The sequence below is a fragment of the Acinetobacter sp. 24-47-67 genome (assembly GCF_056779735.1).
Genome location: NZ_JBWYIK010000004.1, coordinates 43,024 through 69,925, shown reverse-complemented (window position 1 = coordinate 69,925; position 26,902 = coordinate 43,024). Strand labels below are relative to the sequence as shown.

Sequence of the window (26,902 nt, the reverse complement as noted above, 5' to 3'; positions counted from 1 at the left end):
ATCGTTAATGTTCATTCTATCTTAGCTCATTAGGGCTAGTGTGGTCGTTATTAACTTTTAAATAAAAAAACCCGCCATCAGGCGGGTTTTTTTAAATCAGTCAATCTTAAAGACGAACCAATTCCACAATCTTCTCAGCCAATTCTTCAGCAGCTTCTACTTCAAAACTTGCATCCGTACCTGTTGCAGTATCAGTAATGACCACCACTCCAGTTTCACGTAATAATGCAACTTGCTCAGCAGTTAAACCAGCTTTAGCAATCGCGACAACACCTTGTTGGATCAATAAGCTTTCTAATACTTGTGCATTCACAATTGCAGCATTTGATATAGTTACCGCAGCAGGTTTTTGACCCAAACGCGCCGCACGTGCTTCTGATGTTACAGGCTCATTATGTGCAGTCCACTCAACTGCCTCTTCAACCATACCTGCACCAACTGTAACGTTGCTTAAGCGGTCAATAAAGATAAATGAACCTGTGTAACGGCTATCTTGATAACGGTCAAATACGACTGGTGCATCAAATTCAATCGTTACATTCGCAATCGCATTCAGCTCTAAGTTTTCAACTTGAACTTTTTCAAGCGTATTTACGTTTGTACGGAAGTTAATTGCTGTTACCTTAGCAGGAACAGTTTGCGTACCAATCTTCACGTTATATAACTTACCAATCGCAAGCGGTTGGTCAGCCATCCATACAACAGTCGCTTGAACAGAACGAGAAATTGCCGGTACTTCTTGGTCTGCACGTACAAGTACGTTACCACGAGAAATATCAATCTCGTCGTTTAACGTTAATGTCACTGCTTGACCAGCAACTGCACGTTCTAAGTTACCATCAAAAGTAACGATTTCTTTAACTGTAGATGATTTACCTGATGGCAACGCAGTAATCGTATCTCCAACGTTGATATCACCTAGTGCGATCGTACCGCAGAAACCACGGAAATCGAGGTTAGGACGGTTCACATACTGTACAGGGAAGCGGAAGTCAGCTTTAGCTGAAGTACGATTAATCTCTACAGATTCAAGCGTACCCATCAAAGTTTCGCCTGTGTACCAAGGTGTATTTGGTGATTTGTTTACAACGTTATCACCATTTAGCGCAGAAATCGGCGTAAAGATGATATTAGATGGTTTACGGTCACCCAATTGTGCAACAAAGCCTGCGTATTCTGTTTGAATCTCATTAAAGCGTGCTTCAGAGAACTCAACCAAGTCCATTTTGTTGATCGCAACAATAATGTTCTTAATACCAAGTAAGCTTGCAATATACGTATGACGACGTGTTTGTGTCTGAACACCGTAACGCGCATCAATTAAAATGATCGCAAGGTCACACGTAGACGCACCTGTAGCCATGTTACGTGTGTATTGTTCATGCCCCGGAGTGTCGGCAATAATGAACTTACGTTTTTCTGTAGAGAAATAACGGTAAGCTACATCAATCGTAATACCTTGTTCACGCTCTGCTTGTAAACCATCTACAAGTAGCGCTAAGTCAGGTGCATCACCTGTTGTACCGACTTTTTTAGAATCACGTGTCACTGCTTGCAATTGATCTTCATAAATCAATTTTGAATCGTAAAGTAAACGACCAATTAAAGTTGATTTACCATCATCTACGTTACCGCAAGTCAAAAAGCGTAATAAGTCTTTATTTTCGTGTTGTTTTAAATAACCCAAGATATCTTGGCTAATCAAATCTGATTGATGAGACATGGCTCATAGCTCCACAAATATGTTGAAATCGGTGTATTTGAATTCCCTCGTTCCTCCTTTGAAAAAGGAGGATAACTCCTCTCTTTTACAAAGAGAGGAGCAGCGCTGCTGCGCAAGAGAGATTCTAGAAGTAACCTTCTTGCTTTTTCTTTTCCATCGAGCCCGCTTCATCATGGTCAATCATTCGACCTTGGCGCTCAGAACTGGTTGCAAGCAACATTTCTTGGATAATTTCTGGCAAGGTGTTAGCAGTCGACTCCACCGCACCTGTCAATGGGTAACACCCCAAAGTACGGAAACGAACCGATTTCATTTGTGGAACTTCACCTTCTTTTAAAGGCATACGCTCATCATCCACCATAATTAATGTACCACTACGCTCAACAACAGGTCGTTCTGCCGCCAAGTACAATGGAACAAGTGGAATACTTTCTAAGTAAATATATTGCCAAATATCAAGCTCAGTCCAGTTCGACAATGGGAACACACGGATACTTTCGCCTTTGTTCACTTTACCATTGTAAAGATTCCAAAGTTCTGGACGTTGGTTTTTAGGATCCCAACGATGTTTATCATCACGGAATGAATACACACGTTCTTTGGCACGTGATTTTTCTTCATCACGGCGAGCACCACCAAATGCAGCATCGAACTTGTATTTATCTAATGCCTGTTTTAAACCCTGAGTTTTCATGATATCAGTATATTTCGAACTACCATGATCAAATGGGTTAATCCCAGCATCCTTACCTTCTTTATTTTGGTGGACGATAAGATCGAAACCGTGTTGCTTAGCCATATTGTCGCGGAAAGCAATCATGTCCTTAAATTTCCAACCTGTATCTACATGTAACAGTGGAAAAGGGAGTTTTGCAGGATAGAATGCTTTAAGCGCTAAATGCAGCATAACTGCCGAGTCCTTACCAATCGAATAAAGCATGACTGGATTTTCGAATTCTGCAGCAACTTCGCGAATGATATGAATACTCTCAGCTTCAAGCTGTTTAAGATGAGTAAGTCTTTCCTCATTTAATGACATGGACAACACCAGCTAGAATATGTGTACTTATGACACTTTTGAAAATTTATATTCATTATAGTGATTTAGACAACAGAGCTTTATCTCGTTTTTTTATATTAATATACTCAAATAGAATATAAGCAAAGAGACAATCTAATTATGATAACAATTACAGGCCTTTTCAAATATAAAATACCAAGAATGGTTAGCCCTTTGGTCTGCTTACCTTGAATTCTACAAGACCGAATTGAATCCTCAACAAGCGGCTCTGACTTTCAAACGATTATCTGATGCGTCGCAAACCGATATGTTTGGCTATGCCATTATAAAAAATCAAAATGTCGTCGGAATTGTACATCTCATTTCTCACGCAAGCACTTGGACTAAACTCCCTTATTGTTATCTCCAAGATTTGTTTATTGATGCAAATTACAGGAATCAGGGCTTAGCCAGGAAATTAATAGAATTTAGCTATGATGAATGTAAAAATAATTATGATAGAGTGTACTGGCTAACCCATAAAAGCAATGATAACGCTAGACTTTTGTATAATCGTGTTGCAACCGAGACAGGATTCATTCAATATAAAAAATCTCTAAATTAGTTATTTTTATCTCCCATGCTTAGCCTTGAATCTCTTAAACAACATTTAGAGCGAGCTCAAATTGCTGGTCATATTTATCAGCATCATCAAATTCTAGTGTTACAAGAACCGTTTACTGAAAATGGTTCTGCTTTAAATATTTTTGTTCAGCACGAGTTAACTGCTGATCAAATTGGCTTACAGTTTGCTGTTGAACATACTGATCAAAAACTAAAGTTCTTGATTGGCGTTACACATAGCAATCAAGATCATAGAAGTGAAATTAGTATTGGTCATTTAAAAGGCAATCAAAAAGCTTTTAATTTGTGCTACGCCTTTTACAATTATCCAAAACATTTTTTTGTAGTTGAAACAGATTTATATGCGAACGCTGAGCAATTTAAAGACTGCTTAGAAAAGCAATTATTCATTCAGCCTGAGCTTAGTTTTTTAGACACAGCCACTAAAGTAAATCCAATGGGACAGAATTACCCATGGATGAAGGATTATATCGCGCAACTTAGCTTAGAAATGAAAGTTCGGATACAAACAAGTCTCATGTAAAAAAAGCCACCTTTTTAGGTGGCTTTTTCAAATACTAATCTAAGAATATTAACGTCCCAGTTTTTTGACATCTAAAGGTATTTCAATACCAACAGAAGCACCTGCATCATTACCATGACGATCTGAATCTGCAATCCAACCATTAATCTTTAATGGCAAATTCGGCTTCACAAAATGCGTCCAAGTTAAATCTAATGCTTGGATATCATCTTCCTCAGAAAATGCAACATTGGTATCTCGATTTGATTGATTTACTTTTGCAAATAATACGCGACCTGAAAGTCTATTCATGGCATCAAAACGAATATTTCCACCCAAAGAAATCATCTCACCATCTCCTCCAATCGCATGTGCAAGAGGATAGCCATGTTGATAATATCCATCTGTATAAACACTGTGATTATAAGATATTCCTTGGGCCTTCCCATTTGTAGTGGTGTCTAACCACTCAGCATAAACCTGATAAGGCATTTTTTTTAAAGATGAAGAATAATCCACCCCAGCCTGATACATTTTCTTAGCAGGTAAGCCACCTGCTTCATCTTCCCCCACGTATTGAGCATAGACGCCGATTGGCTGGTTCAATAAATAGCTTAGATTCAAACGCGCATCAAATCCAGCAATCTGGTTAGATGGATTAACAGTATCCCCGTAAACATTATCTTTACCAATCCAAGCATCCCAGAGAGTTCCTAAATCCTCAGGGCGACCTTCACCACCCCATTGAATAATGCGTGATGCACCGAACTCTAAATAAGGTAGTGGTTGTGCGGTCAAACGTAAACCAATAATTTTAGCATCAGGAACTGCTTTATAATCATCTAACTGGCCGCCAAAAGCTTGGTATTGCCAAGGCCCGATCCATGATAGCCATTTATGATCAAAAGCAGACTGTTCAGCACGCTGTAGAGTGAAACCATATACTGGTCGACTTGCATCTCCACGTATCAAACTACCATCGTGTCCAGGTCCCCAGTAGGTTGGAATCTGACCAGCAATGAGCCATTGATTCCAAAGTTTACCCGCAAGATATGAGCCTTCTAGGTTAACGTCTTGCCCATTGTCTATCTGAGGGTCTTTTTCACCTCTAACTTTGAGCTTCGCATCCCAATTTTGCCCCCCAAGATTTAACTCTGCACCAAGCGCATATTGTGCTTTTTGATGATCGGCAAAAGATTGTGGGATTTTCTTTTGATCACTCTCCGCGAAAACATCAACTTTTAATGTTTCATTTTGCTGCTTAATCGCTCTTTCGACTTCCTGAATAACCTTTTGTTGTTCAATGGAGTTAATTTTAGCATTGGTGAGGGCACGTTGGACTTCATCACCACTTAGCGGCCATGTCGAGGTGCTTATTTGAATCACACCTTGTTGATTCAGCCAATTTAAATCATTTCTTAGGTTTTCATCGTTGAGGAGAATGCCATTGGCAAACACCAATGGACTAGAAAATAGTAAGCTCGATGATAGGATTTTTATAAGTCTATTCGGGTTCATCACAAATCAATTTAGGATTATATCTTATTGATTATTTGAATTTTTAATTTATAAATCCATTAACTTTACATTAAGTATTTAATTAGATACATTTAATAACACTGTATAAATATTTTGATAAACATACAGCTAGTTAAACAGATTAGCTTTAATGATAATTTTCTATATTTTTTATCACCTTAATTAAATATTTTGTAATTAAAACCTCAAAATACACTCACACTAAAAAACATTTAAATTTAATTTTATGTTAAGAAAAATTAAAAAAGCCCTTCAAAGAAGGGCTTTTTTAATTTCACTATTACGCATTTTTGTGACGCATATGTGGGAATAAGATCACATCGCGAATACTTGGCGCATTGGCAAATAGCATTACCAGACGATCAATACCAATCCCTTCACCTGCTGTAGGAGGTAATCCATATTCAAGCGCCTCAACGAAGTCGGCATCATAGTGCATTGCTTCATCATCACCCGCATCTTTTTCAGCTACCTGTGCTTGGAAACGCTCAGCCTGGTCAATTGGGTCATTTAACTCTGAGAAGCCATTTGCAAGCTCACGACCACCAATGAAGAATTCAAAACGGTCAGTAATGTGCGGGTTGTCATCGTTACGACGTGCCAATGGAGAGGTTTCCGCAGGATATTCAGTAATGAAGGTCGGTTGACGAAGTTTCGTTTCAACAGTTTCCTCAAATACAATCGTTTGAAGCTTACCTAGACCAAAACCTGGCTTCACTTGCTCTTTAAGTTCATTCTTAACAAACTCAGCTAAGAACTCGCGATCATTTACATTTTCAGGTGTAAATTGTGGGTTATGTTCAAGAATTGCATCAAACATTGAGATTTTCTTGAATGGACCTTTGAAGCTATACACTTCTTCGCCATAAGGTACATCTGTCGAACCTAAGATATCAATTGCTAGTTTTTCTAGCATTTGCTCTGTCAGTTCCATCAAGTCTTTGTAGTCTGCATAAGCTTGGTAGAATTCGATCATGGTGAATTCTGGGTTGTGACGTGTAGACACACCTTCATTACGGAAGTTACGGTTAATCTCAAACACACGTTCAAAACCACCTACAACCAAACGCTTTAAGTAAAGTTCTGGTGCAATACGTAAGAATAATGGCATGTCTAAGGCATTGTGATGCGTTTCAAATGGACGCGCAGAAGCACCACCTGGAATCACATGCATCATTGGCGTTTCAACTTCCATATAACGTTTTTCAGTCAAGAAGTTACGAATACCAGCAACTACTTTTGCTCGAATTTCAAAAGTCTTACGCGTTTCTTCGTTCACGATCAAATCAAGATAACGTTTACGATATTTTACTTCTGTATCTGTTAAACCGTGGAACTTGTCTGGAAGAGGACGGAGTGATTTAGTGAGGAGTTCAAAATGTTCAATATGCACATAAAGATCACCTTTGCCTGAACGTCCAATGTAACCTTCAACGGCAATAATATCACCTAAATCAAGACCTTTAATGGTGTCTAAAGTCTCTGCAGATAATTCTTTACGTGCAACATAAAGCTGAATACGGCCGGTCATGTCTTGGATCACCATGAACGAACCGCGGTTCAACATCACCCGACCCGCAACTTTGACATAAACTTTTTCACTGCCTTCAATTTCTTCTTTTGATTTATCAGCAAACTGATCCTGAAGGTCTTGTGCATAATGTTCACGCTTAAACGTGTTTGGCCAAGGGCTCGTACCCTGCTCTTGAGCCTTATCTTGAATCTGTTTTAACTTGGCATGACGCTGTGCGATTAAATCGTTTTCGGAAATGGCTTGTTCAGAAGTCGATTGAGCGTTTTGTTGCGTCATCTCTGCCTCGTAATTTTATTTAAAAAAGAAGTTGCATAGCATAGCAGAATTCAAAGTACTTGAGCATTAGAAAATAATCAGCCATTTGAAAAACGCTTAATTTCATCCACTAAAGTCTAGGTCTGAACATTTCTTAGACCAAAAGCTAAGTTGTACTTTGAATACAGCACTCTACAATCATCCTATAAATTGTGGAAAAGTATACTTTCAACAATCATAAAAAATAGAATGGATTTAATGATGACTTATGAACACTCAAGACCCTAAAGTATTGTTTATGCATGGATTAGATTCTTCAAGAGAATCTACCAAGTTTCAGGCAATTCTTTCTAAAAATAAATATTGCATTAATGTTGATTATCGAAATTTAAAATACGCTGCTGTTGAACGTTTTTATATCGATATGATCGAGAAAATTAAACCAGACATTTTAGTAGGACATAGTCTAGGTGGTTACTGGGCATTAAAGATGTCAAATCGATTTCAACTTCCTGCTGTGATTGCAAATCCGAGCCTAATGCCATCTTTTGATCCTGATTATCCAGCGATTACAATTGAGGAGCTTCAATCCAAAACCTCATCTCAAATCGCTTATATCGAACTCGGTGATGAACTGATTGATATGCATAGTACCTCTGACTTATTAGAGCCATACATGTACGTTGAAAGTATTATTGGTGGCCGTCATCAACTGGAAAACCCTGATCGCCTGAATTACCTGATCGGATTAGTCAGCCACTCAAATCATCAATCACATTAAAAAAGCCTTGTGAATCACAAGGCTTTTCGACTTAAATTTGAGGTTTTGATTTATCGTCCAAAACAGACCAAATATTCATTCCTAAATCCGCGTGTAAGTCTGGCAAATCAAGGAAAATACTCGCCCCTAAAACAGTGTGCTGACATTTATCCATCAATTGCTTAACTGCTTTTAATGTACCACCTGTGGCCAATACATCATCAACAATAATCACTTTTTGAGCCTGTACATCCGCAGACATTTCTAAACGGTCCATGCCATACTCAAGGCTATAGCCCACACCAATTACTGGTGGTGGTAATTTTCCAGCTTTACGAACCAACAACAACCCCTTACCAGTACGTTGCGCCAACAAACTCGCCAAAACAAACCCACGTGCTTCAACCGCAACGAAACTCTCTACCTCTGCCAATTGCTCCGCAGGAATACTTTCGATTAAGGCGTCAGTTAAAGGTGCAATGCTCTGCATGAACAAAGGAGTTAAATCAAAGAAACAAATTCCTGGTTTTGGAAAATCTTGGACCGTACGAATGTGTGACCACAATGATGTAGACAAAGAAGTAGACATAGGAGATAAAAATTAGACAAAAGAATGCGTAAATTTTAACGAATTATTGACAAAAAATATAGCAAACATAAGCTAAGAAAAAATACCAACCAATATAACTTATTGATTTTTAATAAACCATTTTTTAATTAAATAACAAGTATAAAACACAAACAGTATAAATTTTATATGAATAGCTGGTAAATCAATACGCGACAAAAGTCTGACAATTTTTTTTAAATCATAATACATATAATTTTGGCAAATATTTCAAAGATTTAATGCTCAGTCTTATCATGCATTAGCATAATTAGCATGCGTTTTGTCCTAATCTGCCATTCAGCTTCGCTTTTAGTCAGCTAAACTCCGTTATTTACTTTACTTTCCACCTCGAACTGCGTAAAAATTTGCTTGAATATGAACGATAAAAATTCATATCACTTGAGTCTAGGTGTGAGAAAGATTTTGGCTGACACCAATAAATGGAATTGTCAGTATTTTTGGAGAATCAAATGAAAAAATATCAATGCATCGTTTGTGGATGGATTTATGACGAAGCAGAAGGCTGGCCACAAGATGGTATTGCTGCAGGCACTAAATGGGAAGATATTCCAGATGATTGGACTTGCCCAGATTGCGGCGTATCAAAAGCAGATTTTGAAATGATTGAAATTTAATTCAGATTTCCTTTAAAGACCATTTTGATATGGTCTTTTTTCTTATTTACTAAAAAAATTATCAGTATTGGAGAGTACTATGCAACCGATCATCATTGTTGGCTCTGGCATGGCAGGTTACACATTAGCGCGAGAGTTTCGCAAACTGAATGCTGAACAAGCACTTGTTATGATTTGCTCAGATGATGCGGTGAACTATGCAAAACCAACTTTATCTAATGCACTTGTTGGTAAAAAAGCGCCAGAACAAATTGCCTTAGGTGATGCTGAGAAAATGTCTGCGCAATTGAATATGCAAATTATTCATCATGCGACTGTCACTTCAATTTCTGCAGATCAACATCAATTGACCTACACAAAAAATGGACAAGTTGAAAACCTTATATACAGCAAATTAATATTAGCTGTAGGTGCTAACCCTATTCGTTTAGCCATTTCAGGTGATGGTGCTGATGATATTCATGTAGTTAACTCACTGATTGATTATCGTGAATTTCGCTCTAAGCTCGACATTAAACAAGACAAGCGTGTTGTCATTTTAGGTGCAGGCCTCATTGGGTGTGAGTTTGCCAACGATTTACAGAACACTGGTCATCAAGCGACTGTGATTGATCTTGCCCCACAACCTTTGGGTCGCCTTCTACCAGAACACGTTGCACATGCTTTCCAGCAAAATCTTGAAGAAACAGGTATTCAGTTTGCATTAAGCACCACCGTAGATCGGGTAATTAAAAACTCAGACGAAAGCTATACCGTAACGCTTGCAAATGGACAGAGCTTTACAGCTGACGTTGTTCTTTCTGCTGTTGGCCTGCAACCCAATACATCAGTTGCTCAAGAAGCAGGAATCCATACCAGCCGTGGGATTGTGACTAACACTTTAATGGAAACCAATAAAACCGATATTTATGCATTAGGTGATTGTGCAGAAGTAAATGGTTTACTGCTTCCGTATGTCATGCCAATTATGCAACAAGCACGTGCTTTAGCTAAAACATTGTCTGGTGAAAATACACAAGTTCATTATCCAGCGATGCCAGTTGCAGTGAAAACTCCTGCTGCACCACTGACTGTATTACCTGTACCTCAAGGTGTGGAGGCAACTTGGGAAACTGAAGAACTCGATGACGGAATGATTGCTAAAGCACTTGACCAAGAATCAACGCTTCGTGGATTTGTGCTACTTGGACCAACAGCAGCGAAGCAACGTTTAACATTGACCAAACTGGTCCCAGATTTAATTCCAGCTGCCGTTTAATTATTCAAAGATTTAGGGTATTTTCAAATGAAAGTACCCTTTTAGTTTGGACACAATAAAAATGAATAACGCACTAGAATATCAAGTTTCACCTTATGCTCCATTCATGCAAGAAAGTAAAGTGAGTCTAGGCAATGGGATCGACCTTCATATTGAAGTTGGAGGCAAGGCTGAACATCCTACGATTATTCTCATCATGGGACTGGGTGCGCAGATGCTTTTTTGGCCAGATTTTTTTTGCAAATCTTTAATAGACCAAGGTTTCAGAGTCATTCGTTTCGATAACCGAGATATTGGCCTCTCAACAAAAATTAAGCACAAGGGACCTCGCCTCAATACATTTAAACTTATGGGTCGATTTGCTTTTGGTCTAGGAAATCAAGGCTCTCCTTACAATTTATATGATATGGCTGAAGATGTAGCGTTACTCATTGAACGATTAGGTCTTGAAAAAGCGCATATTATTGGTGCATCAATGGGGGGAATGATCGCTCAGATATTGGCAGCAAAATATCCAGAAAAAGTGGATAAACTAGGATTATTATTTACCAGTAATAATCAGCCATTTCTTCCGCCACCATTTCCAAAACAATTATTTAGTCTTATTGGTCGCCCTGCATCGAATGATGAAGATGGTATTGTAAATCATAGTATTAAAGTCATTCAGACGATTGGTTCACCTGGTTACGTCAATCAATTGGAAGTTATTCAAAACGCGCGTAAATTATATAAGCGTAGTTATCATCCAGCGGGTGTACTTCAACAGTTTTTAGCAATATTATGTACAGGCTCATTAGTTTCTATCGATAAGCAAATTCAAAAGCCAACACTGGTTGTACATGGCTCAAAGGATCGTCTACTCCCTTTTAGCCACGGCAAGGCAGTATCAAAAGCAATATCAGGCGCAAAGTTTGAATTAATCGAAGGAATGGGGCATGATATTCCTGCGCATTTCATCCCACAACTGAGTGGTTTGTTTGCAAAACATTTTAAATGATAAACACTAGGACACTATGGCTGCATTACCATCCCTAAGACAGCTGTCATATCTCGTGACTCTGTCTGAGACGTTGCATTTTACAGAAGCAGCACGTCGCTCATTCGTTACTCAGTCTACGCTTTCTGGCGGGATTATGGAGCTCGAGCGTTTATTGGGTGGCGTTCTCGTTGAACGTGATCGCCAAAATGTACGTTTAACCCCTCTCGGTGAGCAAGTGGTTGCACGAGCACGTGTCCTTCTTGCTGATGCTCAAGATCTCATGCGACTGAGCCGTGAGATGAGCGAACCACTTACTGGTGATCTTCATTTAGGAATTATTCCAACGATTGCACCATTTATTTTGTCGCAATTGTTAGAAGAAGTTCATAAAGAGCTGCCTAAAATTCAACTACATCTTCATGAAGCACAGAGTGAACATTTGGTTGAAAAGCTAGAACATGGCAATTTAGACATGATCATGTTAGCGCTCCCATTCGACACACGTGGCTTAAAAGTCGCTGAAGTTGCGAAAGAGAGTTTGTACTTAGTTGCAAACAAAGCTGACCACAAAACGGCGCAAACTAAATCTCTAGAAGACCTTGATTTGACACACCTCATGTTGCTTGAAGAAGGTCATTGCTTAAGAGACCATACTTTAAGTGTATGCCCTATCGGTGAACGCAAGAATGATCATCGCCTTAAAGCGAGCTCATTACCAACCTTGGTTGAAATGGTGAGTTCTAATCTGGGCTTTACATTACTACCTCAGATTGCGGTAAATACACATATGCTGAAAAATAATGATCAATTGGTGATCCGACCAATTGAGAATGCCCCTTCACGCATTCTGTCATTAGTGACGCGTAAAAGTACGCCATTGCAAAGCGAATTTGATGTCCTTTTACAAATTCTACAGCGCATTACTGCTGATATTTGCTAATAAGTCATCACAAAAAAGGAGCCATTTGGCTCCTTTTTTTATAAAAATCATTTAAGATTTAAAGAGTTCAAGCAATTTATGTTGCGCATTATGAGGAGTCTCACCTTCATCGCATTGCGCACGTGACCAAGTTCCATCACCATTTAACAACCAAGCTTGTTGATTATCTTTCATATAATTCAATAAACCATGTTGATAAATGTGCTTTCTCAAAGTTGGATCCTCAACAGGGAAACAAACTTCAACACGATTAAATAAATTACGATCCATCCAGTCTGCGCTTGAACAATACAGTCGTGGTTGCCCTGCATTTCCAAAATAATACACACGTGTGTGCTCTAAGAATCGTCCAACGATAGAGCGCACACGGATATTCTCAGAAAGCCCTGGCAAACCTGGTCTTAAACAACAAATTGAACGTATGATTAAATCAATCTGCACACCAGCTTGTGATGCTTCATAAAGTTTATTAATCAGTTGCACTTCAGTCAGCGCATTCACTTTCACAATAATCTGAGCTGGCTTACCCGCTTTGGCGTGAGCAATCTCTTCATCAATATAACTAATTAACTGTGTATGCAACGTAAATGGCGCATGAAGTAATTTCTTCAATTTTGCCATTTTGCCCATTCCAGTCAACTCTTGGAATATACGATGCACATCTTCACAAAGCTCTTTGTCCGTTGTCATCAATCCGTAATCGGTATAGATCCGGGCATTGGTTGCATGATAATTCCCTGTACCTAAGTGCACATAACGAACCAATTTATTATTTTCACGGCGCACAACGAGAATCATTTTTGCATGTGTTTTATAGCCTACGATGCCATAAACCACCACAGCACCAGCCTCTTGCAAAACATTTGCTACCGCAATATTTGACTCTTCATCGAATCGCGCTCGAAGTTCAATGACAGCTGTGACTTCTTTACCATTACGTGCAGCTTCAGCCAACACTTGAACAATCTCAGAATCAGGCCCACTTCGATATAATGTTTGCTTAATCGCTAAAACTTGTGGATCTCGTGCTGCCTCACGTAATAAATTAATAACTGGAGCAAATGATTCGAATGGATGATGTAAAAGAATGTCTTGTTTCTTCATCGCAGAAAAAACATTTTCAGACTTCTTTAATACTTTAGGAATGACCGGCGTATGTGAGTCATATCTCAAATGCGGACGTTTAAAATTAGACACTAAACGTGCCAAGTTCACAGGTCCATCAACTTTATATAATTGTTCTTCATGCAAGTCGAATTCGTTGAGAAGGTAATCATAAATATGTTTTGGGCAATTTTCTGTCACTTCTAAACGGACAGCACGTCCAAATCGACGAGAGTTTAACTCCCCTTTTAATGCTTTTGCCAAATCTTCGACATCTTCATTAAGGGCTAAATCCGCATTTCGCGTCACACGGAATTGATAGCAACCTGTCGCAGTCATTCCTGGGAATAAATCAGAGACATGCTCATGAATAATCGCTGACAGCATCACGTGGTGTTCTTTACCATCGGTTAACTCGTCAGGTAAACGAACCACACGTGGTAAAGAACGTGGCGCAGGGACAACGGCTAAATCAATCTGTCGTCCAAAAGCATCTTTGCCTTCTAGCGTGACGATAAAGTTGAGTGATTTGTTGACTAAACGCGGGAATGGATGTGCTGGATCTAAACTAATTGGAGTAAGTACTGGCGCAACTTGTTCCTGAAAATATTTTTTAATCCATTGGGATTGAGCAGGTGTCAACTCTCCACGACGTAAGAAGCAGATATCTTCTTCACGTAATTTTGGAAAAATTTCATCATTCAAAATACGATATTGACGCTCTATTGCAGCATGCGCAGTCTGTGAAATTTTCTCAAGAACTTGCTTTGGTGTTAACCCATCTGGACTACGGCTTTCATTACCGAGCTCCAATTGCTCCATAACACCCGCAACACGAATTTCAAAGAATTCGTCCATATTTCTTGAAAAAATCAATAAGAAATTCATTCGCTCAAGCAATGGATGCAATGGATCAACCGCTTGTTCTAAAACACGAAGATGAAAATCTAAAATTGAAAGTTCACGATTGATATATCGTTCATTATAAGTATATTCAGTTGGAGTATTTGTCATCGCGGTATTCATACCACAAAACCTGCATGCTAAAGATCTGTCTTAAGTATGCTTCAAATTTATGACAATTTCATAAAAAATGCACATGATCACTGTGCATTTTTGATCTCACGAAAGTTTTTTAGACAATTACATTTCACGGAATTCTTGAAGCATTCATGTAACGCAAAATAATTCGCTGTTTATTTTTGAGTTTACGATCTTGACGGTGGTGTTGATAATAACGCGGATTCGGCAAGATCGCTGCCAAAAATGCGGCTTGCTCACGTGTTAGACTGCTTGCCGATTTTCCAAAATAATGACGTGCTGCAGCTTCCACACCAAAAATATGATCTCCAAATTCAATGGAGTTCATGTATACCTCAAGAATGCGTTGTTTTGACCACATACGCTCCATCATGACAGTAGCGACCGCCTCTTGTCCTTTACGTAAAAAAGAACGCTTATTAAATAAAAATAGATTTTTGGATAATTGTTGGGAAATGGTAGATCCACCCGCAACCACTTGTTCTTTTTCTTTATTTCTTTCCAAAGCATGTTTTATGCCGTCAAAATCAAAGCCATGATGTTGCATAAATTTAGCATCTTCAGCTGCAATAATCGCACGTTTCAGATGATCACTGATATTCTCATAATCACGCCATTGATGCTGAATAGGCTTCGAACTGTCGGTCCAGTATGTCCAACGCATGAGCATCGTTGTATCAACAGCATTGGTTCTCCACCATGCAAGACTTGAAAAAATCCATAGTTGAATTACAAGGATGATACTGACAATGACCAATAAAGTTCGAACAATAAATGCTTTCATGTCAGTGTGTTGCTCCTTTTGTTAGCGTAGTACATGCTTGACCTTAATCCATATCATTATCACAGAATACAATGACATGACTGAAATGCAACCACCCCAATTTCAAAGCCAATCACGTCTACCCTTAAGTCAGATTACGTTTTTAATCATTACACTGAATGTTGGACTTTTTATCTGGCAAATCTTTAGCGGGGTGGATATATCAAACCCAGCAACAATAGATGCTTTGCGCTGGGGTGCTGATTATGCACCGCTGACTTATTTAGAGGAACCCCTCCGAATCTTCAGCAGTACATTTTTTCATTTTGGTCTTATTCATTTAATGCTCAATATGTGGGCATTGTATATCTTTGGCAATGTCGCTGAGAAAACACTTGGACACGTTTATTTTTTAGGCTTGTATCTATTAGCAGGCATTATGGGAAGCTTGATCAGTGGACTGATTGATATTCGGAATAGTTACGAGTTATTGGAGCATGTCAACCATGATTTATTTCCACGTGTATCCGCAGGTGCATCAGGTGCCGTTATGGGTTTAGGTGGTGCTTTAACGCTCTTATCTCTTTTTCCCCCTTTACCACAACAACAATTTCTCTTTGATCGTAAATCGCTGCTGATCATCTTGGCATTAAATATTGGTATGGGATTCATGATCCCTGGAATAAATAATGCAGCGCATATTGGTGGAATGTTGATGGGTGCAGTCATGGCTTTATGTTGGTACATCGGTCAACGATTTAGACTAGGCTTCACCACTACCATCGTGGTACTTCCTCTAGGCATCTTCTTATGTTGGCTCATGTATCAATATAACTTAGGCTTAGTGAGCGGAATACAACCCATTTGGGCTGAAATGTTGCAGCAAATGAAAATGCAATTGGCGTATTAATTCCAATTGCATTTTTTAGACCTCATAAATTTTATGATTGATTGAGTTCGCGCAAGCTTTTTAATGGAGGAATCTCAGTTAAGTAGCTTAAACGATAACGACCAATCAGCGCACATAAGATCATCATGCTCATAGGTAGAATCACCCAGATTTCCCAATGCGGTTGTATTGCGAGATCCATTTTATAACTGGCGATCGCACTGATGACCTCAGCAAAAAAACACGATACTAAGCCAGCCATAAAGCCGATAAATCCAATTTCTAAACTCAGCATATTTTTCAAATTGGATTTTGAGCTGCCAAATGATCTTAAAATCGCGACTTCTCGCTTTCGCTCATCCATCAATAAATTAATGCAAGCAATCAACACCAAAAAACCTGAAACACTGACGAGAAGCGCAAGAATGGTAATAATCTGAACCAGAACAGATACTAAGTTTTTAATTTCCTCTAAAATTAAGGAAACATCGATAAATACAGTATTTGAGAACTGCTGAATTAGATTGACCAACTTGGATTTTTCATATTGAGGTACAAAAAAACTTCCTAAATAACTTCCAGCATTTTCATCCATCGTATTCGGTGCAAAAATGAAGAAAAAGTTTGGACTGAAGCTTTCCCACTCGACTGTTCTTAAATTTACAACATTGGCTTGAAGTTCCCCTTCTGGCAAGCTAAAACTGAGTTGATCACCCACTTTTATCCCTAACTCTTCAGCAAGATTTGCTTCAACAGAAACATCTCCCACCTGCTGCAATTGCTGCTGCCCACTGACAATGACATTATCTTCTGGATAGCCTTGAGCTTGAGTCAAATTCAACTCTCGTCTGAGTGAGTTATTTTGCGCTCTTAATGATTCTGAAAATGGCTGACCATTATGTTTAATTAGGCGTCCGCGGATATTCGGATACAAGGGTGTACTTGGCCAACCTTCTTTTTCGATCTGAGCTTTAAATTGCTCAACTTCAAATGGAGGAAGACCATAAATAAATTGATTTGGCGTACCTTCAGGTAACTGTTGCTGCCAACGATCTAATAGATCCGTCCTTAATACTACAAGAACTGTAATCAGGCTCAGACCTAATGCAAGTGCAGTAATTTGAAATGCTGTTTGATTAGGTACACGTACATAGGCTGACCATCTATTTTTCAAAGATTTGATCATCTTTAATAGCAACCAAACTATGCTGAACATACTTGCACACAATGCGAGGATCGTACCGATAACGAGCAATGAGAGCTGTATATTTTGAGTGAGCAAAATACAAAATAAAATAAGACTTACAGCTCCCGCTCCCAATAAGGTCAAGAGAGAAAGCGTAGATTTAACATCCTCACGGATAACACGAATTGGAGGCGTATTTAAGAGCTGCATCAAACTTGGGACAATAAATCCAAACATCACAATGACACTGGTGAATATTGCAATCGGCAAAGGACCCAAAACCAAATCAAACAAGCTAAATTGGATGTCTAAATGCGGAATTAGTTGCAACATAAACTGCAATAAAATATAGCCTAGACCAATCCCTAACCCAGTACCGATGAACATCGCAATTGCGACGGCAATCATAAGCAATGCAATATAGTTCTTAAGAATTTGGAACTTTGCAGCCCCCATACATCTCATTAAAGCAACATGATCTTGATTTTGTTGAACGTACCGTTGACTGGTCAACGCAATTGCAATACCGCACAGTAAAATTGTAAGAATGTTTGCAAGCTGTAAAAAAGTATCTAGATTTTCAATTGGACGCATCAAGCGGGTATTCGCCTCATCCGCAGTTCTCAAGCGAATTGAGCTTTGAGTTTCCATTGCTTGCTGATCATCTGCATTTGGTTCAATCATTTTTTTAGGATAGAGCTGATCAAAATAAGCCGTAAACTCATTAAGTCTATTCGGCTCACCAGACATAAGCAGACGATATTCGATACGACTTCCAGGCTGAATCGCATTGGTTGCCGCAACATCAGATTGTGAAATGATCACTGTAGGTGAAAAGGCTGAAAATCCGAGTTCTTGGTTAGAATCCTTTTCAATGACTCCTGTGACTGTAAAACTCGCATCTGCGATTTGAACCCTCTCCCCTATTTCGACATTTAATAAATCTAAAGCACGTTGACTCAGCCATACCTCTTCTGACCGAATAGCAGTTTGATCAGGTTGAATAATGAGTTCACCACGTAGCGGAAAATTGGACTCAATCGCTTTGACATTCACCATGACAAATTGTTCATCAGTATGTGCCATTGAACCAAAAACCGTCACTTGGGACTGTTGTAGATTGAGTTGGTTCGCCTTCTGTTTAAATTTTTCATTGAGCGGATATTGATCACTCAACACTAGATCTGCAGCTTGAAGCTTAGCAGCCTGCAATGAAACAGCTTGTTGAATCTGATCATTACTGAACTTTAAAGCGGTTGTCGCACTAATCGCGAGACTCAATGCAAAAATGAGCAAATAAATCCCTGTGCTAGCAAAACTTTGCTTCAACAAAGGTTTGAATAGCGCACTCATACACGCTCTCCAGAAGCTGAAGCGCCTTGCACTTTTTCTAATTGACCATCGATCAATTCATAATGCGTCTCACATTTTTGTGCTAGCTTTTGATCATGGGTGACTAAAACCAATGTAGTGCCCAGCTCCCGATTCAAATCAAATAAAAGCTGTTCAATCTCCTGGGCTGTCGTCCCATCTAAATTTCCCGTTGGTTCATCCGCAAATACAATTTTGGGCTCAGCAATTAAAGCTCGTGCAATTGCTACGCGTTGTTGTTCTCCCCCAGACAGTACTTTAGGTGTTTGAGTACTTTGACGATCTAAACCCACTTTGTTCAACCAATAAAGGGCTTGTTGTTCTGCTTTGGCATAATCAAAATTCTTTTGAATTCTCAGCGGCAACATGACATTTTCAAGCGCAGATAAAGAAGGTAAAAGCTGAAAGGATTGAAATACAAAACCAATATTTTCAAGTCTAATTTGAGCGCGTTGCTCTTCGCTTAATTGCTCAACTGCTATACCATTAATCGACAATGTTCCTGAACTTGGCTGATCTAATGTCGCCAGAATTCCCAACAGTGTAGATTTTCCAGAACCCGATCTACCTGTGATTGCGACTTGCTCGCCAGGATAAATTTGTAGATTTAGATTCTCAAAAATCGTCAACTTTTTTTGTTGGATCTGTATTGTTTGTGTCAATTGCTGTGCAGAAATTAACGCTTGTGGCATGATTGAAGAAGTTGAGTCATTACGAACCATAGAAAGCCTTTATGCAAATCAGTCAAAGTTTAAATATTGTTACGTTGAGAAAAACTGCCTTTTTATTTATCTGCAGTTGTCTGTTTCTTTTACCGATCAATAGCTTTGCAAAAACTATCCTTATTCTTGGTGATAGTTTAAGTGCTGGTTACGGCGTACCCACAGAGAAAGGTTGGGTCAATCTTTTGCAAAAACGTCTTGATCAACAGTATCCGAAACAACATCGAGTGGTCAATGCAAGTGTCAGCGGTGAAACAACCAGTGGTGCATTAGCACGTTTGCCCAAATTGCTTCAAACACACAAACCAGATATTGTTGTAATTGAATTGGGAGGTAATGACGGTTTACGAGGTCAACCTCCAAAAATGATTCAACAAAACCTAACTCGATTAGTTCAATTGAGCCAAAAATCTAATGCCAAAGTACTCATATTTGGCATGAAGATTCCTCCAAACTATGGCTCAGCCTATAGCAAAGCCTTTGAAAATAATTATAAAGTTGTGAGCCAGCAATTTAATGTGAAGTTGCTCCCTTTTTTTCTAGAAGGTGTTGCTGGAAATAATAAACTCATGCAAAAAGATCTGATTCATCCTAATGAACAAGCTCAACCTAAACTCTTAAATAATGCATATCCTTACATTAAAGGCGCTCTATAAAGTTATAGACATAGAGATCCATAAATCCCAATCAATAAAAAAGCCAGCTTAAGCTGGCTTTTTTAAAATGCTGATATTAGAAGTCAAAGAATGTAACTTCACCTGTTTCAAGTGAGTATTCTGCACCTACAACTTTTAATTTACCTTGTGCAATCAAGTTTTCCAACACCGCAGAACCATGGCGCAACTGGTTAACTGAAGCAAAAACATTTGAGCGAACCGCGTGTACTGAAAGCTTTTTCAAATCATCTTTTAACTCAGTTTGCATTAAAATTTCGACTGATGGACGTACGCGATTGACAATAGACATCAAATTAACAGATGGCGGTTGTTGAGGATTACGTAATGCTTCAATCGTTGAGTCGATTGCGCCGCAATGTGTATGACCCAATACAATCACTAAAGGACAATTAAAACTTTCGGCTGCAAACTCCACACTTCCAACTTGAGATGGAGCTACGATATTGCCTGCTACACGAATAACAAATAAATCACCTAAGCCCTGATCAAAAACCATTTCAGCTGGAACACGTGAATCAGAACATCCTAATACAATCGCAAATGGCTCTTGAGTTTCAGCCATCTGAGCGCGCTCATGATGCGTCAATAATCGTTGATGCTTGGTTTGACCTTCAACAAAACGTTGATTACCAATTTTTAAACGTTCTAAAGCTTCTTGTGCAGTTAGCATCTTGTATCCATGGTTTATCAAGGTTTGAGGTAATTTTAATACTGTGCTTTTTGATTGTCACTGACAAAATTTAAACTCTGTTACAATTTTTGTTAATTGCTAAAAATATCTTCAATTTCTTCAAATCTGATGATTATGATCATTCCTTACTGAAACACTTTAGCAGCTGATTCAGCGCTTAAATTTATGTTTATGAAGTAAAACTTATTTAAATAGAGAACCAATTATCACAAAAATAGGATTTATTTTTTTACTTTTAACTACTACTTTATAAAAGTCACTTGATTATAATGTCGCCCTGTTTTAAGGGATTTCACCTGCATGTTTGTTCATCTTCCTTTACCCACATTGAAGCATCAACATTTATTTTTCATTTTACTCGCGTTAATGCTCAGCCTCGGTATCTCATCTACTCGAGCAAATACTGTTGAATTTATCGACTATCAAAAAGTTTTAAATGAAGAACGTGCTTGGGCAGGACTATCCACTAAAACGATTCGCGTCGGAGATGTTGTGTGGTCTTATAGCGAAGGTGGTCCTGCTGATCGACCTGCCTTATTGCTAATTCATGGTATAGGCATGAATCGAGACAGTTGGAATCATGTAGCTCGGAATCTCACACAGCAACATCGTGTCATTATTGTTGACTTGCCTGGAAGTGGACAAACGTTAACACCAAAGGGATTTGACTTATCACTTCCTCATCTGACTGAACAGTTACGTCGTTTTGCAGAAGCATTACGCATTGAAAACCAGCTTAATCTAGCGGGTCACTCTGTCGGTGGATCAATCGGACTGATGTATGCTGCTAAATATCCTCAAGAAATGAAAAGTTTATTTCTGATCAGTGCCGGTGGATTATTCAGAAGTAACAAAACATTCTTCCTCAATAACCCAATTTATTTAAAGCAGCTTTTAATCTCACAACCTGGAGACTTGAATTATGTTTCTAGGAGAGTCATGCATAAAGCTCCCTTCGTACCCAGTTTAATCAAGAAACAACAAGAGCAAGCACTTATTCAACGCGCGGCGGATACATCTGAGTTGATTCATCAGCTTGTTAAACTTAATCAACAGTACACCGTTGAATCATTTGCTCAATTGTTAAAAAATATTGAGGTTGAAACATTGATTTTGTGGGGAAAACAAGATCAGATAGTAAATGTTGAAGTTGCACATGAATTAGGGACCGCCTTAAAAAAAGCACATCCCCCTATTCTATTAGATCAAATTGGTCATACACCTATCGTAGAAACACCTGATCTTGTGGCGCAACATTACTTAAGTTTTTTAAATAAGATGAATGCCGTTAAAACGTCATCGTCAAATTAAGGATATTGAGAATTTTCATGGAAAAAAATCCTAAAATCGAACAGTTGATTGAGGCACATTTGGCATTTCTTGATCATGAATTTTCTCAAGATGACACCATTGAAAATGAATTTTTATATTTTTATCAATGGTTTCGAAAACAACCTTTAAAGCAAATTTGGTCTTTCGAGGTGATTAGTGCACTGCTTCAAAAACAAATTCTAAATACACCTACAACTGATTCTCTCGTTCAACAGATTGCGGAGCATATTCGATTTGCGTTGGTTCATCCGCTTAATGAAACGACTCAAATCGAAGATATTATCTCGGTTCACACCATTGATCGAATTGCACTTTATATTTCATCTAAAAGTGCTCACCGCCAAGCTCTAATTAAACGTATTGTGAACAATCCCGCATTTTCGAGTATGCTCACCGAGTTAATCCATCATTCTATTCAGGATTATATTGATAATTCAGTGATGAATAAAAAAGTACCCGGTGTCGGCCGCTTTATGAAAATGGGGAAATCAGTTCTTGAAAGTGTCACTGATTCAAATCTTGATGATACGGTCAAACATTATCTTCAAAAAAATATTATCAAGATCAGTCAAATTAGCGAACAAGTGATTAACCAACACTTTGATGATAATAAGCTATACCACTTTCAAGCCAATCTTTGGCACAAAATAAAGCAAGTCCCACTCTCTGCTGTTAAAAACTATGTTGAAATCAATGATCTACCAAATACTGTGGCAATGGGACATGATATTTGGGACAACCTCCGTCAAACTGAATATCTAAAGCAACAAGTACACGATGGTATTTACACTTGGTATTGCCATAATCAAGACCGCTCTTTTGATCTGATCATGCAAGATATCAATATCAACGAAAGCCTTGTTCAAAATGAATTAAGTGCTCTACTCTGCCCCGTAATCAAGCATATGATTTCTAGTGAACACCTTAAACACCGTGCACGTGTATATCTTGAAAAATTCTACTATTCTGAACCAGCACTAAGTATTCTCACATCTTAATTAGAAAACCGCTCCTTAGAGCGGTTTATTAGAAATATGTCGTCGGTATTTGAATCTCAATTTGATGCTCACTCAGCAATGAATTGAGACGTTCTATTTTACGTAGGTCCTTTGATTTTCTATGCTCGCTTATAGGGTAGATATAATGGCAATTCATCAATAAAAATATACTTTCAACAAGTAGTTTTAAATTTTGCTGAAAACAAGGAAGGTGATGTAACTGTTGAAAAGTTTTAGAACCTGTTCTTAAACTTTCAATAATTGCACTGATCACCTCCTTCGGAGCTTGAATTGGGCCAATTGATGTTTTTAAATTAATATTATCCAATCGCTCATTGTTAAGAATAAGATCTAATCTAATCTTATGTAAAATTCCTAAATGGTCTTCAAAACGGTAATTCACTGATTTTTTTTGAAACAAATCCATACGCTGCTTTGAATCCCGAGCAATATCTTTTAGATACTCTTTTGTATTCGAAATATTCACATCTGATATCAACTGTTGCAAGTCGACTGGAATGCTAAGAGAATCTAAGTTTTCAGTTGGAACTGCACTCCCAATATATGATAGATCAGCTTCGATCTTTAAAATCTCATGTACATCTACACTATAAAGGGGTTGCCAATAATTAGTTAAAAGTTCGTGAGCGAGATAATTGGTATCATTTTTTAATGTATTCACAATTCCTTGTATTTTGTCATATCCAATAAAAGCGCCTCTCCGATTTAATTCACTCACTAGTGCTGTAGACAATTCAATACTTTGAGCAGATTGCTGAGACGTATTTTTATCAACCAAGTTAAAGATTTTTTGAATAGGCTGTAAAGTAGCGGATCCAGGAAAGCACATATAGTGTAAATAGAATAGCCCTTGGTCCTTTAAAGATTTATCTAGAATCTGCCTAATAAAATATTGATTGTGTTCAGAAACCCAAGAATACACTCCATGACAGACAATGAAATCAAACACTTCATTATTATTTTTGTTAAATTTTTCAAAGTCTATATTTAAGAATCTTATATTGCTTAACTGTAAGGATTGAGCAAGCTCTGTAGCTCGTTGTATGTGTTTGTCATTAAAATCCACTCCGACAAACTCAGCGTGCGGATTTGCAATTGCTGCCACAATCAAGTTAAGACCACAACCACAACCTAACTCTAAATATCGAAAATTTTGAGATATATCTGGCGCTATATAACCTTGAAATTGGCTGATTGTACTCAGCCAAATTGGCTGCATCTCTGGATAAAAAAACATAGGATAGATGGTGTCAACCACATAGCCATCGACGCGCTTCATTATTTTCCTTCTAAACTCGACTATTCAAAGCTTGGAGTAAGATTCTCGCTCTCACTCCAAGCACAAGACATTAAAACTTATAATTCAAGGCAAAGCTGTAACGTCGACCATCAAGCACCCAATCATTTCCATCTTTCAGTACATTTTTGTTTGCAACATTATATACACCAGTAGATAGCTGGAATTGGTCACTATACTTATACACAGCTCCAACATCTACAAATGTATAAGCTGGCGTTTTATCTCCGTCGGTATCACCCACTGTTTTGCCACGATAATTCAATTGAGTCCATAAATACAATTGATCATTAAAGTCCCAATCCAAGCCTGCATTAAACATATGTTTAGGCAAATTATTCAATGGTTTACCTTCATACTGTCCAGATTTTTGCTCACTATCTGTAAATGTATAAGAGTGTCTATATTTTAAGTAATCTGTGATGTTGTAATCTGTGGTCAGTTCAAGCCCTCTAATTTCGGCTTTATCAATGTTATAGTTGAGTGTATAACCATTTGCGTTATATGGCAGATTAGGGTTGGACTGATAGAAAGCACTGCTATCAACGAAATCATTAATTTCAGATTGAGTGTAAGGCGGCTCACCGTCATTTTTTGGGGGAAGTCGACTACCATCTAAACGACCAGATCGAGTAATTTTATCGTTAAAGTCAGTTTGATAGACCATAAGACTTGCAGATAAACCCAATTCAGGATGAGTGAATGCAAAACCTGTTTCATACGTTAAACTGGTTTCTGGCTTTAAATTTGGGTTTGGCATAATTGCCCCGCCCATTGAGTTCAGCATGTAATCTGGAGAAGAATTACGTAAGCTCGGCGCTTTATAGCCTGAAATTACACCTCCTTTTAAAGTCACGTTGTCTGTAGCTTTATAAACTGCATATGCCTTTGGACTGAAATTATCACCAAAAAACTCATTTTCATCGAAACGACCACTTAAGGTTAGTGCTAACTTATCACTGACATTCCAAGTATCTTCTGCAAAAATAGACCATTGATATCGATCCATTTTAGTGACTTTACCAGCCATCGCTGCATTTTGGTTACTTGTACCATCTTCAAGATTTTCTTTTAAATATCGCCCGCCAATGGTCAGACTATGATCTTCGAAAAAGTACGTTCCTTGTGTATTGGCTGTGATAGTCTCAAATAAAATCCCCCCTGGATTTTGAACTTTACCCACAGTACGCCCTGTAATTGCATTATTTTTATCTTTATCATATTGCAAGTAAGAAGTAAGTTTTAGATTGTCGTAATCACCATCATGAGTAAGACTAAAATTATTTTTTTCTAATTCGGAGTAAGTCCCTGTATTCGGTACGACATCTGAACGATAGATTAGCTCACCATCATCATTACGATTATTCGTATTATATGCTGGATAATAATTTCCATTAGATAGAACGAAATCTTTACCATCAATATCAACTTTAGGACCCGTTACTGAAACATACTGGGTATAACTTTTACCTGGGTTGTGTGTACGCTCTTGTTGAGTTCTTACATATTCAGCAGTGAGTGTGTTTTTTTCATCTGGTGTAAAAACAAACTTTGTACCTAGATTTGTTTTTTGAAAATCTGGTTCACTCTCACCTGTTTCGGCTGTATTTTTTTGTAATGAACTTTCTTCAATCGTTTGAAGACCAGCTGTAACTTGAACCGAAAGAAGCTTATCAATTAATGGTGCATTTACATACAAGCTGGTATTGGTTGCGTCGTTGTTAACGTCATTCGATTTACCAGCTTTGATATATTCTGTTCGAATACTTGCAGTCAAACTATCTTGATGCTTTTTAGTAATGATGTTAATTACACCACCCATTGCATCAGAACCATATAGAGAGGATGACGGGCCTCGAATCACTTCAATACGTTCAATCGATTCTATTGGCGGTAAGAAGTTTACTGATGCTCCTTGAACCCCCCCATTTGTTGTTAAAAGACTACCATCATTCATTGGACGTCCATCTACTAAAAATAGGGTATAAGCTGATCCCATACCCCGAATGGAGATCGTCTGGTTCGTTCCACCGCCTTGTACAAATACACCTGGAACATTTTTCAATGCATCAGTTACATCACTATAAGATTTTTTTTCTAATTCTTCGGCAGTAATCACTGAAATCGTAGCAGCAGCATCCGCTATATTTTGCTCATAACCACTCGCTGAAGTTACGACAATTGTTTTTAACTTAGTTGTATCTTGTTTTGCATTAGTATCTTGACCAATTTGCTCTTGTGCAAAACTTGAAACCGACATGGTGGTTAAGACAGCAAACGCTAACTTAGATTTTAAAAATGTCTTTTGCATTGTGTAATTACCAAAGAATGTGTGGAGAGATCTTGTTCGAATTGTGTCGCATTGTAACAAATGATAATCACTTTGCAATAGATTATGATAACTATTCTCATTTATAGTTTTGTTTTTAC

At 38.2% G+C, this 26,902-nt stretch carries 23 protein-coding genes; 11 read left to right on the top strand and 12 right to left on the bottom strand.

What is annotated here, in order from left to right; all coding sequences use genetic code 11:
* Positions 1 to 106: 106 nt before the first annotated feature.
* Positions 107 to 1,723, bottom strand: coding sequence for a sulfate adenylyltransferase subunit CysN (gene cysN, locus AC1M9K_RS07110; RefSeq protein ID WP_481588889.1), 1,617 nt, complete (start codon positions 1,721 to 1,723; stop codon positions 107 to 109).
* A 124-nt stretch (positions 1,724 to 1,847) separates the two neighbouring features.
* On the bottom strand, positions 1,848 to 2,762 hold the full coding sequence (cysD, locus tag AC1M9K_RS07105) for a sulfate adenylyltransferase subunit CysD (RefSeq protein ID WP_035266686.1): 915 nt from the start codon (positions 2,760 to 2,762) through the stop codon (positions 1,848 to 1,850).
* Between the two features lie 169 nt (positions 2,763 to 2,931).
* On the opposite strand from cysD, the gene AC1M9K_RS07100 reads away from it, so the two are divergent.
* Positions 2,932 to 3,348: a GNAT family N-acetyltransferase gene (locus AC1M9K_RS07100; RefSeq protein ID WP_481588965.1), complete on the top strand. Its 417-nt coding sequence runs from the start codon at positions 2,932 to 2,934 to the stop codon at positions 3,346 to 3,348.
* 15 nt (positions 3,349 to 3,363) lie between these two features.
* Positions 3,364 to 3,891, top strand: coding sequence for a hypothetical protein (locus AC1M9K_RS07095; RefSeq protein ID WP_092766877.1), 528 nt, complete (start codon positions 3,364 to 3,366; stop codon positions 3,889 to 3,891).
* 48 nt (positions 3,892 to 3,939) lie between these two features.
* On the opposite strand, the gene AC1M9K_RS07090 is transcribed toward AC1M9K_RS07095, so the two are convergent.
* Together AC1M9K_RS07090 and lysS are read right to left on the bottom strand one after the other, a co-directional pair.
* The gene (locus tag AC1M9K_RS07090) at positions 3,940 to 5,388 is read right to left on the bottom strand and encodes a capsule assembly Wzi family protein (protein ID WP_481588888.1); all 1,449 of its coding nucleotides are present in this window, start codon (positions 5,386 to 5,388) and stop codon (positions 3,940 to 3,942) included.
* A gap of 301 nt (positions 5,389 to 5,689) precedes the next feature.
* Positions 5,690 to 7,219 carry a lysine--tRNA ligase gene (lysS, locus tag AC1M9K_RS07085; RefSeq protein WP_092766879.1) on the bottom strand — a complete coding sequence of 510 codons (1,530 nt, stop codon included), beginning with the start codon at positions 7,217 to 7,219 and terminating at the stop codon, positions 5,690 to 5,692.
* Between the two features lie 247 nt (positions 7,220 to 7,466).
* On the opposite strand from lysS, the gene AC1M9K_RS07080 reads away from it, so the two are divergent.
* On the top strand, positions 7,467 to 7,979 hold the full coding sequence (locus tag AC1M9K_RS07080) for a YqiA/YcfP family alpha/beta fold hydrolase (RefSeq protein WP_035266673.1): 513 nt from the start codon (positions 7,467 to 7,469) through the stop codon (positions 7,977 to 7,979).
* 31 nt (positions 7,980 to 8,010) lie between these two features.
* Here AC1M9K_RS07080 and AC1M9K_RS07075 read toward each other — a convergent pair whose 3' ends face one another.
* Positions 8,011 to 8,547, bottom strand: coding sequence for an adenine phosphoribosyltransferase (locus tag AC1M9K_RS07075; protein ID WP_035266671.1), 537 nt, complete (start codon positions 8,545 to 8,547; stop codon positions 8,011 to 8,013).
* Positions 8,548 to 9,038: 491 nt separating this feature from the next.
* Between AC1M9K_RS07075 and rubA the strand changes: the two genes are divergently transcribed.
* The 4 genes from rubA (at position 9,039) to oxyR (ending at position 12,380) form a co-directional block, all read left to right on the top strand.
* The gene (gene rubA / locus AC1M9K_RS07070) at positions 9,039 to 9,203 is read left to right on the top strand and encodes a rubredoxin RubA (protein WP_000760495.1); all 165 of its coding nucleotides are present in this window, start codon (positions 9,039 to 9,041) and stop codon (positions 9,201 to 9,203) included.
* 79 nt (positions 9,204 to 9,282) lie between these two features.
* Positions 9,283 to 10,461, top strand: coding sequence for an NAD(P)/FAD-dependent oxidoreductase (locus tag AC1M9K_RS07065; RefSeq protein ID WP_481588887.1), 1,179 nt, complete (start codon positions 9,283 to 9,285; stop codon positions 10,459 to 10,461).
* 61 nt (positions 10,462 to 10,522) lie between these two features.
* Positions 10,523 to 11,458, top strand: a complete 936-nt coding sequence (locus AC1M9K_RS07060; RefSeq protein ID WP_092766881.1) for an alpha/beta fold hydrolase — start codon at positions 10,523 to 10,525, stop codon at positions 11,456 to 11,458.
* Positions 11,459 to 11,474: 16 nt separating this feature from the next.
* Positions 11,475 to 12,380 (top strand): LysR family transcriptional regulator OxyR, encoded by a 906-nt coding sequence (gene oxyR / locus AC1M9K_RS07055; RefSeq protein WP_481588886.1) that lies wholly within the window; start codon positions 11,475 to 11,477, stop codon positions 12,378 to 12,380.
* Between the two features lie 51 nt (positions 12,381 to 12,431).
* Here the strand turns inward: oxyR and ppk1 are convergent, their stop codons facing one another.
* Together ppk1 and mtgA are read right to left on the bottom strand one after the other, a co-directional pair.
* Entirely contained in the window at positions 12,432 to 14,510 is a 2,079-nt protein-coding gene (gene ppk1 / locus AC1M9K_RS07050) for a polyphosphate kinase 1 (RefSeq protein ID WP_035266707.1), read from the bottom strand.
* Positions 14,511 to 14,634: 124 nt separating this feature from the next.
* Complete coding sequence (gene mtgA, locus AC1M9K_RS07045; protein ID WP_035266660.1) at positions 14,635 to 15,309, bottom strand: monofunctional biosynthetic peptidoglycan transglycosylase; 675 nt, start codon at positions 15,307 to 15,309, stop codon at positions 14,635 to 14,637.
* Positions 15,310 to 15,385: 76 nt separating this feature from the next.
* Between mtgA and AC1M9K_RS07040 the strand changes: the two genes are divergently transcribed.
* Positions 15,386 to 16,198, top strand: a complete 813-nt coding sequence (locus AC1M9K_RS07040) for a rhomboid family intramembrane serine protease (RefSeq protein ID WP_481588885.1) — start codon at positions 15,386 to 15,388, stop codon at positions 16,196 to 16,198.
* Positions 16,199 to 16,229: 31 nt separating this feature from the next.
* Here AC1M9K_RS07040 and AC1M9K_RS07035 read toward each other — a convergent pair whose 3' ends face one another.
* Complete coding sequence (locus AC1M9K_RS07035; protein WP_481588884.1) at positions 16,230 to 18,716, bottom strand: ABC transporter permease; 2,487 nt, start codon at positions 18,714 to 18,716, stop codon at positions 16,230 to 16,232.
* Entirely contained in the window at positions 18,713 to 19,426 is a 714-nt protein-coding gene (locus tag AC1M9K_RS07030; protein ID WP_373683294.1) for an ABC transporter ATP-binding protein, read from the bottom strand. Before AC1M9K_RS07030 ends, AC1M9K_RS07035 begins: the two co-directional genes overlap by 4 nt.
* Positions 19,427 to 19,467: 41 nt before the next feature.
* Here AC1M9K_RS07030 and AC1M9K_RS07025 point away from each other — a divergent pair, with 41 nt between their 5' ends.
* A complete protein-coding gene (locus tag AC1M9K_RS07025; protein ID WP_035266652.1) occupies positions 19,468 to 20,112 on the top strand; it encodes an arylesterase in 645 nt (214 codons plus the stop codon).
* A gap of 76 nt (positions 20,113 to 20,188) precedes the next feature.
* Here the strand turns inward: AC1M9K_RS07025 and AC1M9K_RS07020 are convergent, their stop codons facing one another.
* The gene (locus AC1M9K_RS07020; RefSeq protein ID WP_035266649.1) at positions 20,189 to 20,803 is read right to left on the bottom strand and encodes a carbonic anhydrase; all 615 of its coding nucleotides are present in this window, start codon (positions 20,801 to 20,803) and stop codon (positions 20,189 to 20,191) included.
* A 321-nt stretch (positions 20,804 to 21,124) separates the two neighbouring features.
* Here AC1M9K_RS07020 and AC1M9K_RS07015 point away from each other — a divergent pair, with 321 nt between their 5' ends.
* Both AC1M9K_RS07015 and AC1M9K_RS07010 read left to right on the top strand, forming a co-directional pair.
* Positions 21,125 to 22,135: an alpha/beta fold hydrolase gene (locus tag AC1M9K_RS07015; protein WP_481588883.1), complete on the top strand. Its 1,011-nt coding sequence runs from the start codon at positions 21,125 to 21,127 to the stop codon at positions 22,133 to 22,135.
* A 17-nt stretch (positions 22,136 to 22,152) separates the two neighbouring features.
* Complete coding sequence (locus AC1M9K_RS07010) at positions 22,153 to 23,154, top strand: hypothetical protein (protein WP_481588882.1); 1,002 nt, start codon at positions 22,153 to 22,155, stop codon at positions 23,152 to 23,154.
* Positions 23,155 to 23,182: 28 nt separating this feature from the next.
* Here the strand turns inward: AC1M9K_RS07010 and AC1M9K_RS07005 are convergent, their stop codons facing one another.
* Both AC1M9K_RS07005 and AC1M9K_RS07000 read right to left on the bottom strand, forming a co-directional pair.
* On the bottom strand, positions 23,183 to 24,454 hold the full coding sequence (locus AC1M9K_RS07005) for a class I SAM-dependent methyltransferase (protein WP_481588881.1): 1,272 nt from the start codon (positions 24,452 to 24,454) through the stop codon (positions 23,183 to 23,185).
* A 70-nt stretch (positions 24,455 to 24,524) separates the two neighbouring features.
* Positions 24,525 to 26,783, bottom strand: coding sequence for a TonB-dependent receptor domain-containing protein (locus AC1M9K_RS07000; protein ID WP_481588880.1), 2,259 nt, complete (start codon positions 26,781 to 26,783; stop codon positions 24,525 to 24,527).
* Between the last annotated feature and the right edge of the window lie 119 nt (positions 26,784 to 26,902).

Bases quoted from the DNA above. Each gene is read 5' to 3' on its own strand.
- AC1M9K_RS07080 (WP_035266673.1), top strand. From the start codon at position 7,467: ATGAACACTCAAGACCCTAAAGTATTGTTTATGCATGGATTAGATTCT.
- lysS (WP_092766879.1), bottom strand. From the start codon at position 7,219: ATGACGCAACAAAACGCTCAATCGACTTCTGAACAAGCCATTTCCGAA.
- AC1M9K_RS07020 (WP_035266649.1), bottom strand. From the start codon at position 20,803: ATGCTAACTGCACAAGAAGCTTTAGAACGTTTAAAAATTGGTAATCAA.
- AC1M9K_RS07040 (WP_481588885.1), top strand. From the start codon at position 15,386: ATGACTGAAATGCAACCACCCCAATTTCAAAGCCAATCACGTCTACCC.
- rubA (WP_000760495.1), top strand. From the start codon at position 9,039: ATGAAAAAATATCAATGCATCGTTTGTGGATGGATTTATGACGAAGCA.
- AC1M9K_RS07060 (WP_092766881.1), top strand. From the start codon at position 10,523: ATGAATAACGCACTAGAATATCAAGTTTCACCTTATGCTCCATTCATG.
- AC1M9K_RS07030 (WP_373683294.1), bottom strand. From the start codon at position 19,426: ATGCCACAAGCGTTAATTTCTGCACAGCAATTGACACAAACAATACAG.
- AC1M9K_RS07015 (WP_481588883.1), top strand. From the start codon at position 21,125: ATGTTTGTTCATCTTCCTTTACCCACATTGAAGCATCAACATTTATTT.
- AC1M9K_RS07065 (WP_481588887.1), top strand. From the start codon at position 9,283: ATGCAACCGATCATCATTGTTGGCTCTGGCATGGCAGGTTACACATTA.
- AC1M9K_RS07000 (WP_481588880.1), bottom strand. From the start codon at position 26,783: ATGCAAAAGACATTTTTAAAATCTAAGTTAGCGTTTGCTGTCTTAACC.
- AC1M9K_RS07090 (WP_481588888.1), bottom strand. From the start codon at position 5,388: ATGAACCCGAATAGACTTATAAAAATCCTATCATCGAGCTTACTATTT.
- AC1M9K_RS07005 (WP_481588881.1), bottom strand. From the start codon at position 24,454: ATGAAGCGCGTCGATGGCTATGTGGTTGACACCATCTATCCTATGTTT.
- AC1M9K_RS07095 (WP_092766877.1), top strand. From the start codon at position 3,364: ATGCTTAGCCTTGAATCTCTTAAACAACATTTAGAGCGAGCTCAAATT.
- oxyR (WP_481588886.1), top strand. From the start codon at position 11,475: ATGGCTGCATTACCATCCCTAAGACAGCTGTCATATCTCGTGACTCTG.
- AC1M9K_RS07025 (WP_035266652.1), top strand. From the start codon at position 19,468: ATGCAAATCAGTCAAAGTTTAAATATTGTTACGTTGAGAAAAACTGCC.
- cysN (WP_481588889.1), bottom strand. From the start codon at position 1,723: ATGTCTCATCAATCAGATTTGATTAGCCAAGATATCTTGGGTTATTTA.
- mtgA (WP_035266660.1), bottom strand. From the start codon at position 15,309: ATGAAAGCATTTATTGTTCGAACTTTATTGGTCATTGTCAGTATCATC.
- AC1M9K_RS07035 (WP_481588884.1), bottom strand. From the start codon at position 18,716: ATGAGTGCGCTATTCAAACCTTTGTTGAAGCAAAGTTTTGCTAGCACA.
- cysD (WP_035266686.1), bottom strand. From the start codon at position 2,762: ATGTCATTAAATGAGGAAAGACTTACTCATCTTAAACAGCTTGAAGCT.
- AC1M9K_RS07075 (WP_035266671.1), bottom strand. From the start codon at position 8,547: ATGTCTACTTCTTTGTCTACATCATTGTGGTCACACATTCGTACGGTC.
- ppk1 (WP_035266707.1), bottom strand. From the start codon at position 14,510: ATGAATACCGCGATGACAAATACTCCAACTGAATATACTTATAATGAA.
- AC1M9K_RS07010 (WP_481588882.1), top strand. From the start codon at position 22,153: ATGGAAAAAAATCCTAAAATCGAACAGTTGATTGAGGCACATTTGGCA.